The organism is Agrobacterium sp. 22-214-1, from assembly GCF_053522465.1.
Genome location: NZ_JBNWCK010000002.1, coordinates 556799 through 570252, shown reverse-complemented (window position 1 = coordinate 570252; position 13454 = coordinate 556799). Strand labels below are relative to the sequence as shown.

Below are 13454 nucleotides of genomic sequence, written 5' to 3'. Positions count from 1 at the left end.
ATAATGGTCGACTATCGCTATCTCGGACGCAGCGCGCTGAAAGTTTCACCGCTGAGCCTCGGCACGATGATGTTCGGAGGCCCGACGCCGGATGACGTGGCCTTCCGCATCATCGACAAGGCGCGCGAACAGGGCATCAATTTCATTGACACGGCCGATGTCTATCACGACGGCAAGTCGGAAGAAGTCGTCGGTCGCGGCATCAAGGCCAGCCGCGATCACTGGGTTCTGGCGACGAAATTCGTCAATTCCCACACCAAGGGCCCTAACCTCGGCGGCCATTCGCGCAAATGGGTGATCGAGACTGTCGAAAACTCGCTGCGCCGTCTCAACACGGACTATATCGACATTCTCTATTTCCACCGCGCCGTCTTCGATGCGCCGCTGGAAGAGCCGGTACGCGCCATCGCCGATCTCATCCGTGCGGGCAAGCTGCGTTACTTCGGCGTTTCGAATTTCCGTGGCTGGCGCATCGCCGAAATTTCGCATCTGGCCGACCAGCTCGGCATCGACCGGCCGGTTGCCAGCCAGCCGCTCTACAACATCGTCAACCGCACGGCCGAAGCCGAGCAGCTGCCGGCGGCCAATCATTATGGCCTTGGCGTGGTGTCCTATTCGCCGCTCGCACGCGGCGTGCTGACCGGCAAATATCAGCCGGGCGAACAGCCGGGTGCCGATACGCGCGTCGGCCGTGGCGACAAGCGCGTTCTGGAAACGGAATGGCGTCCGGAATCGGTCGAAATCGCCCAGAAGGTCGCAGCCCATGCCGCTTCGAAGGGCGTTTCGGCGGCGGATTTCGCGCTTGCCTGGGTGCTGAACAACAAGTTCGTCACCGCCGCCATCACCGGCCCGCGCACCGAAGAGCACTGGGACGGATATATCCGTGCGCTCGATGTGAAGATCGATGCGGAAGATGAAGCGCTGGTCGACAGCCTCGTGACGACCGGCCACCCCTCCACCCCCGGTTTCAACGATCCGAGCCATCCCGTCGAAGGCCGCGTGCCGCGCAATCTCGAGCCCGCACACCGCCCGGCACTCAAGCCGCGCGCGGTCGCCTGATCGTCCAGAAGACCATGCCTGCGGCGCGCCGTGCCGCAGGCCCTCACATCCGCTCAGGGAAAACCGCAATGTCCACTCCGAAACTACAGACAACCACCACCGACAATTCCGGCGTACCGAGCCGTGACGAGATTCTGGCCCGGGCAACGGACATTGCGGCCATCGCGGCCAAGGATGCCGCCCATCGCGAACGCCAGCGGGAACTGCCCTTCGATATCTTCGCCCTCATCAAGGAGGCGAAGATCGGCACGCTGCGCGTTCCCGAAGCCAAGGGCGGACCGGGCGGCTCGATTGCCGACTATATCGAAGTGCTGATGATCCTCGGCGAAGCCGACAGCAATATTCCTCACGCGCTTCGCAGCCATTTCAACTTCACCGAAAACCTCGCTCTCGCACCCATTGAGCTGGAGGACCGGCGGCATCTCGAACATGTGCTTGCCGGCAAGCTCTTCGCAGGCGCCAGCACAGAACAGGGCACCAAACGCCCCGGCGAAATCACCACGCGGCTGAGTGCGGATGGTGACCGTTACCGGCTGAATGGTCGCAAATGGTATGCGACAGGCACGGCCTTTGCCGATTTCGGCACCTTCAGCGCCATTGGCGATGACGAACAACCGATCGGCGTTCTCATTCCGCTCGACCGCGCCGGCATCACCATTCTCGACGACTGGGACAGCATGGGCCAGCGCATGACGGCGAGCGGCGGTGTTCTGCTGGAAAATGTCGAGGTGCTGCCGCATGAATTGACGACGCGCAAGCTCGGCAGCCAGATCGGCCGCCACAGCTCGGCCATGCGGCAGCTGCATCTCGCCGCCTCGGCGGCCGGCGCCGTTCAGGGCGCACTGAAGGACGGCGTGGAGTATGTGTTGCGCCAGGCGCGCACGACGCTTCACAGCAGCGCCGAAACCGCCAATCAGGACCCCTTCGTGCAGAAGATGCTCGGCGAAATCAGCGCCGGCGCTTTCGCGGTGAAGACGCTGATCCGCGAAGCGGCAAGAACGCTCGACCGCACCGCGGCCGCCTTCGCCACCGGGGACGAAGAGGCGATCGAGGCAGCCCTGCTGGAAGGCTCACTCGCCACCGCCCGTACCCAGATCATCGCATCGCAGCTTTCGCTCACGGTCGCCACCAATCTCTATGAACTCGGCGGCGGTTCGGCGACATCGAGCGAGCGGAATTTCGACCGCCACTGGCGCAATATCCGCACGGTCTACAATCACAATCCGCTCGCCCACAAGGCGCGCGTCATCGGCGATTATTACCTCAACGGCACCACGACCCACCTCAGGGAAGGCCGGGTGTTCTGACCATGCGGAAGATGCAGGCGGCAAAGGAGAAACAGCAATGAGAACGGAGTTTATCGCTCCCGCCGGGAGCCGGGCGGCTTTTCGCCTGCCGACACTTTCCCGGCTGCCACCGCTGACCGCCTTGCGCGCCTTTGTCGTCGCCGCCCGCCATGCGAGCTTTTCGCGAGCGGCGGAGGAGCTGCATGTCTCGACGGCGGCCATCGGCCAGCAGGTCCGTATTCTCGAAACCCATCTCGGCCAGCCGCTTTTCAGCCGCCAGCGCGGCGAATTGCTGCTGACAGATGCCGGCAGCGCGCTTTATCCCGGCCTTGCCGATGCCTTCGAGACCATGATCGGCAGTCTTTCCGACCTGATGGTTTCCAACGCCCGGCCGCAGCTGAAAGTTCTGGCCGAAGGCTGTTTTGCCGCCCGCTGGCTGGCGCCGCGGCTGGGCAGCATCGTTCCAGCACTCGGAGACGTGGAGCTTTCCATTGAATCCCTTGAAAGCGAAACCATCGACCTTACCCATTTCGATGCCGATTGCGCCATCGTCGCCACCCATGCGCAGATTCCCGGCTTCATTCATGAGCCGCTTTTCGCCGATACCGTCAGCGCCGTCTGCACCCCGGAATTCGCTACTCGCCATGGGCTTGCAGACGAACCGGAGCGCTTGCGGGATCTCGGTTTTGCGATGTTGCGCGGCAATGGCCTGGACCCGGCCTTCGAATGGGCGAACTGGCTTCGCGCCTGCCGCATTCCGCTCAGGCTTTCGGCAAGCGGTCCGCGTTTTTCACGCCAGACGGCACTGATAGAGGCAATCTCATCCGGCCACGGTATCGGCCTCGTGCGCCATTCGCTGATTTCGGAAGAGCTGAAAAACGGCCGGCTGATCGCGCCCTTTGGCGCACCACAACCGACCGCCAGCCGTTATCACCTGCTGACCAGTCCTGACAGGCGGCGGCTGCCGGAGGTCGCATCTCTACTCGCCCTGTTGCGCGAGGATATGCGCTCTCTCGAGGCCGCCGCCTGAACACGCCCGTCCCACCTCAGGCGCGTTCCCTTTGCAACTCTCTGGCCGTGTAGATATTTTCCGGCCGAGGCAGGCCATAGTGATCGCGCAGCGTATCGCCCTCATAATCTTCGCGGAACAGCCCACGCTGTTTGAGGATCGGCACAACCCCGTCGACGAAGTTGTCGAACCCGCCATTCAGCCATGGCGGCATGATGTTGAAGCCATCGGCCGCACCCTCACGGAACCAGGTCTCTATCCAGTCCGCCACCTGCTCCGGCGTTCCGGAAATCACCTTGTGGCCGCGCCCGCCGGCAAGCCGGTGCAGCAATTGCCGGATCGTCGGATTTTCCCTGTCGATGACATCGAGAACCAGCTGATGGCGGCTGCTATCCGCTTGGGCCCGCGTCGCCTCCACGGCTTCGTGCGGCAGCGGCTGGTCGAGATCGGCCGATGAGAGATCGATGCCGGTGATGCGCTGCAATTGCCCGAGAGAAAAGGCCGGTTGGATGAGATCGTTGAAAGAGGCCTCGAGTCTGCGCGCCTCCTCTTCTGTTGACGCGATGAAGGGGCTGATGCCCGGCAGGATTTTCACATGGGCGGGATTGCGCCCCGTGGCCGCGACGCGCCGCTTGATGTCGGAATAAAAAGACCGCGCACTCTCCAGAGTCTGGTGCGCGGTAAAGATTGCCTCGGCATAATGGGCGGCGAAACCACGCCCTTCCTCCGAGGAGCCAGCCTGCACATAGACCGGCCGGCCCTGCGGTGAACGCGGCACGTTCAGCGCGCCCCGTACCCGATAAAATTCGCCGTCGTGATTGGCAGGATGAATGCGGTCGGTATCGGCGAAAAGGCCGCTTTCTTTATCCGCAACAATGGCGTCATCTTCCCAGCTGTCCCAGAGCTTCGTCACCACATCCACGAACTCGATCGCCTGACGGTAACGATCGGCATGCGGCGGATGCTTCTGGAGATTGAAGTTACCGGCGGCCGCATCCGCCGAAGTCGTCACGATGTTCCAGCCCACCCGGCCGCCGCTGATATGATCGACGGACGCGAAGAGCCGCGCAAGATTATACGGCTCGTAATAGGTGGTGGAGGCCGTGGCGATGAAGCCGATCTTTTCGGTGACGGCGGCGAGGGCCGCCAGCATGGTGATCGGCTCCAGCCGGTGGCGGGCGGCATAACGGATATTGGCGTCCAGCACCGGCGCATCGGCAAAGAAGATGGCATCCAGCTTGGCCGCCTCGGCCTTGCGGGCGATATCCTGATAAAGCCTTATATCGGTGACGCGATGCGGCTCGGAGTCCGGATGCCGCCAGGCCGCCTCGTGATGTCCGCCCGGATAGATGAAGGCATTGAGAACCAGCTTCTCGGATTTTCTGCTCATGGAAATGACCTCTTATTCGCTCTGGACCGAAGGGTTGGGAGGCGCTCACGCCTCCTTCGTCACCCAGGCCTTGGCGAGATTGCCGCTCAGCCCCTCCGCCCCGGTCGCATAATCCTTGATGCGCACGCTGCCGACGACCGGCTGGATGGGGGAGACGAGATTGATGACGGGAAGATCTTTTGCGATAACGGCCTGAAACTCCTTGAAGAAGGCGGCGCGTTTTTCGATATCCGGCTCCACCGCCGCCGCTTCCAGCAGCCGGTCCACCTCCGGATTGGCGTAGTGGCTGGCATTGGAGAATGGCAGGCCGATCTTGAAGTTCTTGCTCCAGTAGACGCGTTGGACACCGGCTGTCGGATCGAAAGTATTGGAGAGGGATTCCACCGAAAGGTCCCAGGCGCGGTCGGTATAGACAACCTTCACATAGGTGCCGAAATCGAATTTCTGGATATCCGCCTCGATGCCGATTTTCGACAGAGCTTGCGCGATGAAATCCGAATAGGTCTGCGGATTGAAGGGGTTGGTGGTAACCCGAAGCTTGAAGCGCTTGCCGCCATCTTTGCGCGGGAAACCGGCCTCATCCAGCAGCTTTTCAGCCTGTGCGACATCGAACTTGGCGAAACCGATATCCGGATTGTGGAACTTCGCAAGGCCGGGGCTGATAGGCGTCGGCGATGGCACGGCGTAACCGTAAAGCACGGTATCGATGAGCGCCGGAACATCGATGGCATGGGCAATGGCCTGCCTGACCTTCAATTCCTTGAGATATTCATTCTCAAGGTTGATCACCAGCTGGTTCTGCTGGCCGGCATAGGCATAGATGCGGTCATCCACCTTCAATGTGGGAATGGATTTCAGCCGTTCCAGGTCGGCAAGCGCCACCGGGTTCGGGCCGATATCGCCTTCTCCGGTCTCCAGTGCCGCAGCGCGGGCCCCCGCATCGTTGATAAGGCGGATGATGACGCGGTCGAGATAAGGGCGCGGCGCATCCCAGTAATCGGCATTCTTCTCCAGAAGAATATGACTGCCCGGCACCCATTCCTTCAGCACGAAGGGGCCGCTGCCGATGATCTGGGCCGGTTTCGGATTATCGGTCGGCTTGAAGGTCTCGAAGATGTGCTTCGGCACGATTGGCGATTCCGACGAGGCGAGCGCGGTAATCAGGCCCGGCGCCGGCTTGGAAAGCTTCACTTTCGCGACCAGCGGATCGGACGCATCGACACTTTCAACATGCGAGAAAGTAGCGCGACCGCGCGGATGGGCTTCCTTCAGCCGCAGAATGGAAAATTCCACGTCTGCCGATGTCACGGGTTTGCCATCGTGAAACTTCGCCTTCGGCTGCAAATGGAAGACATATTCCAGCCCATCGGCCGAAACGCTCCATTCCCTGGCGAGGCTCGGCTTGGGCGAAAGCTCGTAATCATAGGTCAAAAGCCCGTCATAAATCTTCGAGCCGATAAACTGCGGACCGCCCGCACTGGTATTGATCGCCACGAGCTGGGTCGGCTCGGGAAAATAAACGATCTTGAGCGTCCCGCCCGAAACCGGCTCTTCGGCAGCCGCAAAGGAACCGCCTGGAAGCGCGACGAAAGCGCCGGCGGCAAGTGCAATTTTGTGAAACTGGCGTCTGGAAATGGTCATGTCTGTCTCCGAAAAAATCCGATATGCGGGCGCGGCAACTCAGTGCAGCTGCGGGAACCCATGGCGCTCGGCAAGGATTTGCAAAATGCGTTTGGTGTCCTGAATGAAATGCGTCGCGCCCTTGGCCGTAGCGTCGCTGGGCGCGTCGCCGGCGAAGATGAACAGCGGCAGCGACTGGTTTTCCTCACCCACGGCGGCGATGACAGCCTCACGCGGGCGCTGGAAACCGACGCGATGGACATCGATCCCGGCGGCAAGGTCCGGAAAGGCGGCAAGCAGGCCTTCGATCTGGTTGCAATGCGGGCAGACGAAGCGGACACCGGGGTGTTTTGGGTCTTCAAAACCGGGGGCGATCAAAAAAAGCGTATCCTTGGCCATGGCATCCATCATGTGAGGGTGAGATTTCCAGCTCACAGTGCAGGTGGCCAAAGCGTCGGTCCAGAAAGCAATTCTTGCTTCGCGGCGAAGAAATGCTTTGCGCTAAATTATTGATGAAACTTATTTTTTCTAAATTTTCACGGGTGGTATCGCTGTTTCGCCCGACCTGTTTCATGCGCAAAGTTTTTCCCTGAAACGGGCGTGCCGCGCGAAGGTGCAAAAAAGGATGGAAGGCGGATTTCGGCAATAAAAAACCCGGCAGAATTGCCGGGTTCTGGTGAGATGCTGTTGGCGCAAAACCTCTCCTTCGTCATGCTCGGGCCTGTCCCGAGCATCTGCAACCTACAAGGCGAGGATGCCCTGGCAGATCCTCGGTACAAGACCGAGGATGACGTCGAATGCGGAGGAAAATTCGTCATAACTCTCGCACCACAGGATCACCGGAATTCTGCCCTCACTCGCCTTTCCAGGCCGTCGCCAGATCGCCATAAGCTATGTCGATGGTCGTCACGAGCGATTTCAAGCTGGTGTTGCGCAGAATGACGGTCGGCAAAGCGACGATAGAGAAATTCGGCAGATCGTCGCCGGTGATTTTCTGGATATCGTGGAACTGCCCTGCCCGTTTCGTTTCGTCCACTTCAATCGCGGCGGCACGGAAAAGATCATCCACCTTTGGATTATTGTAGTGGGCGGCGTTGACATAGGGGGCGGGTTTCTTGATCCCGTCGGACCAATAGAGGCGCTGCACGCCCGCCGTCGGATCGAACAGCCGGCTGATGCCATTCACCGTCAGGTCAAAACCGCGCTCCGTATAGACCCGCTTGATGAAGGTGGCGAGATCGCCTTCGACGATATCCACCTTCACGCCGAGTTTGCCGAAGGATGAGCGGAGATATTCGGAGGTTTTGCGGAAGACGTCGGAAGGCAGGAAGGCCAGCCGCAGCGAAAAACGGGTGCCATCCGCGCCCTTCGGGTAGCCGGCCTTGTCCAGCAATTCGTTCGCTCTGGCGAGATCGAAGGGATAGGTGAAAGGCTTCTCGTCATTATAGGCGGTGAAGACGGCCGGGATGTTCGAACCGGCGGGTTTCGCCGTCCCGAAGAAAATGGCGTCGTTGATGAAATTGCGATCAATGGCATGTGCCAGCGCGTGCCGGACCTCCTTTTTGGCAAGGATCGGATTTTCGAGATTGAATTCGAACACGGCGGCATTGTTGAGATAGGAGTCGGTATAAACCTCCACCGCAAGCTTCGGATTTTGCCGCAGACGCTCCAGATCGCTGTAGGACACATCGGCGGTATAATCCGCCTCACCCGTCTCCACGGAAATGGTGGTGGAAGCCGAATCGGCGACGAAACGGGCCACGAAACCGTCGAGATAGGGAAGATCGGCCTGCCAGTAGTTCGGGTTCTTCTTCAGTTTCACATAGCTGCCGCGCTTCCATTCCTCGAAGACGAAGGGGCCGGTGCCGACTGGCGCGTTCCCATTCGGGCTTTCATTGTAATTTTCCGAAGCATAGGCATGGGCCGGCAGAATGGGCGTTTCGCCGCCTGTCAGCGCCCGCAGGAGATAGGGCGCGGGCTTGGAAAGCACCACCACGGCCGTCAGCGGATCGGGCGTTTCGATATCGGCAACATTAGCGAAAGTGATGCGCCCACGTGGGCCAACCTTTTTGAAGGCCAGCAGGGAAAATTTGACGTCCTGCGACGTGAAATCCTTGCCGTCATGCCATTTGACGCCCTTGCGCAGCCTGAAAGTGTGGCGCAGCCCGTCGGCCGATGTTTCCCAGCTTTCGGCCAGAACCGGGTGCGGTTTGAATTCGCTGTCGAACCGCACCAGCCCTTCGAGGATTTTCGTGGAAATGGCGCGGGTGCGCGTATTGGAATCGGAAAGCGGCACCAGCGTCGTCGGCTCGCCAAGGCCTGCAAGGGTGACGATGCCGCCCTTTTTCGGCGTTTCGGCCGCCAGAGCCGGCAGGGAGGGCAACAGCATTGCCCCGGTTAGCGCTGCGCTCAAAAGCAATGTCTTACGTCTTGTAATATCCATGGATGTTTCCTCTTGCAGGCTTGTTTTTAAATGTTCAGGCAGGTTTCAGCCGGGTTTCCACCAGCCGGGCAAACAGAGTGGCTCCGACGGGCAGAATGGCGTCGTCGACGATGAAACCGGGATTATGGGCGGGCACCGTGCCGGAATGGCCGAGGGTGAAAAACGCGCCGGGCGCGTGTTTCAGGAGATCGGCGAAATCCTCGCTGCCCATGAAGCGACCGGGCTCGGTGGAAACGCGCTCGTCTCCCAGAACCTCACGCGCCACACCGGCAACGATCTCCACCGATGCATCGTCATTGGTGAGAACCGAGAATATGTCGCGAATATCCACCTCGGCGGTGAGGCCATGTGCTGCGGCAATGTGATCGGAAATCGTGCGGATGCGCTCCCTTATGGTTTCGCGCACGCTATCGGAGAAGGCCCGCACCGTGCCTGCAATCGCTGCCGTTTCGGGAATGACGTTATAGGCCGATCCCGACTCGATGCGGGTGATCGACAGGACGGCAGGATCGGTCGGCGGCACGTTGCGGCTGACGATCGTTTGCAATGCCTGGATCAGTTCACCCGTCGCCGGCACCGGATCACGCGAAACATCGGGATGAGCAGCGTGGGCACCCCTGCCCTTAAGCCGGATATCGAAGAAATCCGCACCCGCCAGAATGGTGCCGGGCGAAACCTTGAGATGATTGGGCGCGGCATGGGAGGAATTGTGCAGCCCGTAAATCTCGTCGACCGGAAAATCCTTGAACAGCCCATCGGCGATCATGGCGCGCGCGCCGCCGAGACCTTCCTCGGCCGGCTGGAAAATGAACACCACCGTGCCGGCAAAATCGCGGGTTTCGGCCAGATAACGGGCGGTGCCGAGCAGGATCGTGGTGTGCACATCATGCCCGCAGCCGTGGAATTTGCCGGGATAGACCGACGCATAGGGCAGACCGGTTTCCTCCGGCATCGGCAGCGCATCCATATCCGCCCGCAGCCCGATGGAGCGGTTGCCCGCATGCCGGCCGCGCAGCACGCCGACCACGCCGGTCTTGCCATATCCGCGATGAACCTCAATGCCCCAGGAGGCGAGCTTTTCGGCAACAATGCCGGAGGTGCGGACCTCCTCGAAACCGATTTCCGGATGCTGGTGCAGATCATGGCGGATGGAGACGAGTTCGGGAACATAGGTCCCGATCCGGTCCAGGATTTTAGGTGCGGGCGTTTTGACGGGATCGACGGCGATATTCACGGCATCTCCTCAGGGTAAAAAATATCGTTTCCGCAATCAGGCGATTGCGAAGTGTGGATTTCGGGACTGGAAAATGCAGCGGGAGAGGCGTCAGAGCCTCAGGCCCGCCTCCTTCATCAGGGGCAGAATGCGTTCGGCGAAATAATTGAGGTCTTCGCGGAAATCGTAGAAATTCAGCTGAACCCCATCGATCCCGGCCTTTTTCAGACCGACAAGCTGCTCTACCACCTGCTCCGGCGAGCCGATGATTTCGATATTGCCGCCAAGATTACGCCCCTGCTTGTGGCGCGCATCGCCACGGCCGCGCCAGGCGTGGGCGTCGCTGTCGTAATTATTGGTGGCAAAGGCACGGGTGCCGGGCTGCGGTTTTCCGGCCTCGATGGCATCGGCATAGGCGATTGCCTCCTTCTCCGTATCGCGGCTGACGATGATCGGATTGATGATCGTCTTCACCTGCCGGCCATAGGCCTTTGCGCGGTTTTTAATGTTTGCGACATGATCGGGAAGCGTTTCCAGCGCGCTGTCTATATGCGCGCCGCCGGGCGAGGTGACGAAAACCAGATCGGAATGACGGGCGGCGAAATCGATGCCTGCGGGTGAACCGGTCGCCGTCACCAGCGGCGGGCGGCCAAAGGCGGGTTTCGGCGTGATCCAGCCATTGTTGATCGCCCAGGGATTGAGTTTTCCCTCATAGGAAAAATTCTCGGTCTCACCCCACAGGCGATGCAACACATCGAACAATTCGCCGGCCATGTCGTAACGCTTGTCGTGGTCGATACGCTGCCAGCCGAACATTTCATGCTCGATGGCGCGGTGGCCGGTGACGATGTTGATGCCCCAGCGTCCCTTGGCGATATGATCCAGCGTCGCGCCATATTTGGCGAGATGCAGCGGATGCAGCGGCCCATAAAGCACATGGATGGTGGAGATCAGAAGAATGTTCTTCGTGACCGCCGCCATGGCGCCAAGCGCGATGAAACTGTCGAGCGAGGATTCACCGTCATAACCGCCCTTCGGCAGCCATTGTGTGCGACTGAAGGCGATCTCGAAACCAAGCTCTTCCGCGCGCTTCACCAGTTCGACATTATAATCGAAGGTCCAGCTGTTACTCGTCGGCAGGCTGGAGAAATTGATGTCCTGCAGATTAAGGAACAGGCCCAGCATCAGCGGCTGCTTCACCGCCCGGCTGAGTGGGCTGTCTTCGAAATCAGCCGGACTTTTTAGGTCGAGACCTTTCAGCTCGGAACCTTCAGGCAGCGGAACAGTCAACGCCATGTCTTTTCTCCCTCGGAATGATCCTGCGGGGTGGTTGCCAGCCGGACACGCAGATAGTCCTCCACGCTGCGGGGCAACCGGCCGGTAATTTGCTGGACGGTATTGTTGACGGCCGCCGCAAGGCCTTTGCGGATGAGTTGGCCGAATTCGCCGATCGCCTTCTGTTCAAACGCGCCTATATGTGGCTGCAAGGCCGGGGCGGCATTGTCCGAAATTCCCACGGGCCGATGCTGGATGCGCGCCGCGATGCGAGCGATTTCCAGCGCCGACAGGGCTTCGCCACCGGTCAGCACCAGGGTGCCGGAAACAGGTGCGCTTGTGGTGAGCGCGTGAACCGCGACATCGGCAATATCGTCCGCATCGATGAAGGAGACAGCCGCGTCGCCAAAGCGGGCGGGCACATCCTCCCCCTTGCGCAGCGCGGCAACAACGGGCTCCAGCGCAACCTGCATCCAGGCATTCGGCCGCAGCACGGTATATGCGATACCGCTTCCAGCCAGATGCGCTTCCACCTCGGCATGCGCTGCACCCGAAATGGAATGTACGGCGTTCTCAATGGTCCAGTCGGAGCCGGATATTTTCACGATCCGCGACGCACCGGCGGAGAGGGCGGCATCGATGACCGCATTCTGGTCCGCCACCAGCGTTTCACCGATGGGGGAAAGCAGAAAGACGGTCCCGATACCGCGCGAGGCCTCCTTCAGGCTGGCCGTGTCGGAGAAATTTCCCTCCGAGATATCGACCATGTCGCCCCAGAGCTTGAGCGCATCCTCGCTCCTGCGGGCCAGCACCCGAACCTTCACCTCTTTCTGCAAAAGACGGCTGACGACACGTCTGCCGAGCTTGCCGGTTGCGCCCGTTACAAGAATGGTGGCTGTCATGACGCCCTCACTTTCCCGCACTGCGTTGCGCAGCATCTTGCTCGAAAGAAAGGGCGCGTGGATCGGCCCAGTCCTGCACATCGAAATCCGCCGGAATGAATTTCCATTCCAGCAGGAAATCCTTGAAGTGGCTCAGTGCATCCAGCTCGGCCGGATCGAGATCAAGCCTCAGATTGCGGTGTACATCCAGGCCATTCGCAGCCAGAACCGCCTCCTCGCTGACGCCGATCTCACGAGCAATGAAACGCACGGCTTCCGCCGGATTGTCATTTGCCCATTGGGCAACCCGCTGTACGGTGGCGACGAGTTCCGCCACCAGATCGGGCCGCTCATCGGCGAAGGTGGCGTCCACCGTCAAGGGGCGCGGGGTGCCGTTGTTGATGCGGATTTTTGGATCAGGGTGGAAGCCTGTCGACACCACGACCTGCGCACCGATCAGATTGGCGACGGTGACGCCTTCCGCGCCCTTGACGAAAAACGCATCGATCTGGCCCCGATGCAGCGCTGCAATCTCCTCGCCATAAGGAAACCGTCGGCGCAGACCATGGAACCTGTCGTCAGAAGGATTAAGCAACACCGGTTCTTTCGCCGTGAGATCGACAAGCTCGACATCCGCAACAGCGAGGTCCGAGACCGTCAGCGCCGAAACGATGCCTTTGAGCGATGTGGCACGCTGGAAATCGATGGTTTCATTCGGGCGCTTCGGCAGGCCGATGCGCCGCCCCTTCAGGTCACTGCCCTTGCTTATTCCGCTTGCTGGCAAGGCGATGACAGCCTGAAACTCGTCAGTTCTCGTCAGCCCCACCAACCGTGTTTTCCGGCCGCCTGATTTCGCCCAGATCGGCGGAATATTGCCGCCCTGACGGAAGGACCAGTCCAGACGATGATCGAAATGGCTCTGGCGAATGGCCGGATCGGCCGCGTCGCGAATGGAGGAAACAGAGATGCCATGGGCGCCGAAACTGTCCTCGATCCAGCCCAGTTGCGCCGCGATGGAAAGCGGCGTGGGTGCCGGGCAACGTGTGTACCACACGGTTACGGGTTGGGTTATCTGGCGAAGGGCGGCATCAGCCATGGCGTTCGTCCTCGAAATTGCGATCTGAACGGCACGCTACACGCCATAAAATATTTTCTATAGATAAAGTGTACTATTTCAGACGCGATTGGGGAAATTCGTTTCCATCTTATCAGCGATACACCGGAGTGACGGAATATCCTTTCGATAATGACAAGATTCTGGGTCGCATCCCTACCCCC

Annotated in this window: 11 protein-coding genes; 3 read left to right on the top strand and 8 right to left on the bottom strand. The window is 60.2% G+C overall.

Annotated features, from left to right (window positions below; translation table 11 throughout):
- The first annotated feature begins 3 nt into the window (after window positions 1-3).
- The 3 genes from ACQZ5G_RS12415 (at window position 4) to ACQZ5G_RS12405 (ending at window position 3375) form a co-directional block, all read left to right on the top strand.
- Window positions 4-1059 carry an aldo/keto reductase gene (locus ACQZ5G_RS12415; RefSeq protein ID WP_003524705.1) on the top strand — a complete coding sequence of 352 codons (1056 nt, stop codon included), beginning with the start codon at window positions 4-6 and terminating at the stop codon, window positions 1057-1059.
- Window positions 1060-1127: 68 nt separating this feature from the next.
- Window positions 1128-2366: an acyl-CoA dehydrogenase family protein gene (locus tag ACQZ5G_RS12410; protein ID WP_448738151.1), complete on the top strand. Its 1239-nt coding sequence runs from the start codon at window positions 1128-1130 to the stop codon at window positions 2364-2366.
- Window positions 2367-2403: 37 nt separating this feature from the next.
- A complete protein-coding gene (locus ACQZ5G_RS12405; protein ID WP_448738152.1) occupies window positions 2404-3375 on the top strand; it encodes a LysR substrate-binding domain-containing protein in 972 nt (323 codons plus the stop codon).
- A gap of 16 nt (window positions 3376-3391) precedes the next feature.
- On the opposite strand, the gene ACQZ5G_RS12400 is transcribed toward ACQZ5G_RS12405, so the two are convergent.
- From ACQZ5G_RS12400 to ACQZ5G_RS12365, 8 genes are all read right to left on the bottom strand, one after another.
- Window positions 3392-4744: an LLM class flavin-dependent oxidoreductase gene (locus tag ACQZ5G_RS12400; protein ID WP_448738153.1), complete on the bottom strand. Its 1353-nt coding sequence runs from the start codon at window positions 4742-4744 to the stop codon at window positions 3392-3394.
- 45 nt (window positions 4745-4789) lie between these two features.
- Entirely contained in the window at window positions 4790-6385 is a 1596-nt protein-coding gene (locus ACQZ5G_RS12395) for an ABC transporter substrate-binding protein (protein WP_080857364.1), read from the bottom strand.
- 39 nt (window positions 6386-6424) lie between these two features.
- Window positions 6425-6775: a DUF3088 domain-containing protein gene (locus tag ACQZ5G_RS12390; protein WP_137004821.1), complete on the bottom strand. Its 351-nt coding sequence runs from the start codon at window positions 6773-6775 to the stop codon at window positions 6425-6427.
- A 442-nt stretch (window positions 6776-7217) separates the two neighbouring features.
- Window positions 7218-8807: an ABC transporter substrate-binding protein gene (locus tag ACQZ5G_RS12385; RefSeq protein ID WP_448738155.1), complete on the bottom strand. Its 1590-nt coding sequence runs from the start codon at window positions 8805-8807 to the stop codon at window positions 7218-7220.
- Window positions 8808-8841: 34 nt separating this feature from the next.
- On the bottom strand, window positions 8842-10041 hold the full coding sequence (locus tag ACQZ5G_RS12380) for a M20 aminoacylase family protein (RefSeq protein ID WP_448738156.1): 1200 nt from the start codon (window positions 10039-10041) through the stop codon (window positions 8842-8844).
- Window positions 10042-10131: 90 nt separating this feature from the next.
- The gene (locus ACQZ5G_RS12375; RefSeq protein WP_448738157.1) at window positions 10132-11316 is read right to left on the bottom strand and encodes an LLM class flavin-dependent oxidoreductase; all 1185 of its coding nucleotides are present in this window, start codon (window positions 11314-11316) and stop codon (window positions 10132-10134) included.
- Window positions 11307-12197 carry an NmrA family NAD(P)-binding protein gene (locus tag ACQZ5G_RS12370; protein WP_448738158.1) on the bottom strand — a complete coding sequence of 297 codons (891 nt, stop codon included), beginning with the start codon at window positions 12195-12197 and terminating at the stop codon, window positions 11307-11309. Before ACQZ5G_RS12370 ends, ACQZ5G_RS12375 begins: the two co-directional genes overlap by 10 nt.
- Window positions 12198-12204: 7 nt before the next feature.
- Window positions 12205-13272, bottom strand: a complete 1068-nt coding sequence (locus ACQZ5G_RS12365) for an ABC transporter substrate-binding protein (RefSeq protein ID WP_448738159.1) — start codon at window positions 13270-13272, stop codon at window positions 12205-12207.
- Window positions 13273-13454 lie beyond the last annotated feature (182 nt).

Excerpts from the sequence above, each read along its gene's own strand:
- ACQZ5G_RS12415 (WP_003524705.1), top strand. The coding sequence starts at position 4 with ATGGTCGACTATCGCTATCTCGGACGCAGCGCGCTGAAAGTTTCACCG.
- ACQZ5G_RS12410 (WP_448738151.1), top strand. The coding sequence starts at position 1,128 with ATGTCCACTCCGAAACTACAGACAACCACCACCGACAATTCCGGCGTA.
- ACQZ5G_RS12405 (WP_448738152.1), top strand. The coding sequence starts at position 2,404 with ATGAGAACGGAGTTTATCGCTCCCGCCGGGAGCCGGGCGGCTTTTCGC.
- ACQZ5G_RS12400 (WP_448738153.1), bottom strand. The coding sequence starts at position 4,744 with ATGAGCAGAAAATCCGAGAAGCTGGTTCTCAATGCCTTCATCTATCCG.
- ACQZ5G_RS12395 (WP_080857364.1), bottom strand. The coding sequence starts at position 6,385 with ATGACCATTTCCAGACGCCAGTTTCACAAAATTGCACTTGCCGCCGGC.
- ACQZ5G_RS12390 (WP_137004821.1), bottom strand. The coding sequence starts at position 6,775 with ATGATGGATGCCATGGCCAAGGATACGCTTTTTTTGATCGCCCCCGGT.
- ACQZ5G_RS12385 (WP_448738155.1), bottom strand. The coding sequence starts at position 8,807 with ATGGATATTACAAGACGTAAGACATTGCTTTTGAGCGCAGCGCTAACC.
- ACQZ5G_RS12375 (WP_448738157.1), bottom strand. The coding sequence starts at position 11,316 with ATGGCGTTGACTGTTCCGCTGCCTGAAGGTTCCGAGCTGAAAGGTCTC.
- ACQZ5G_RS12370 (WP_448738158.1), bottom strand. The coding sequence starts at position 12,197 with ATGACAGCCACCATTCTTGTAACGGGCGCAACCGGCAAGCTCGGCAGA.
- ACQZ5G_RS12365 (WP_448738159.1), bottom strand. The coding sequence starts at position 13,272 with ATGGCTGATGCCGCCCTTCGCCAGATAACCCAACCCGTAACCGTGTGG.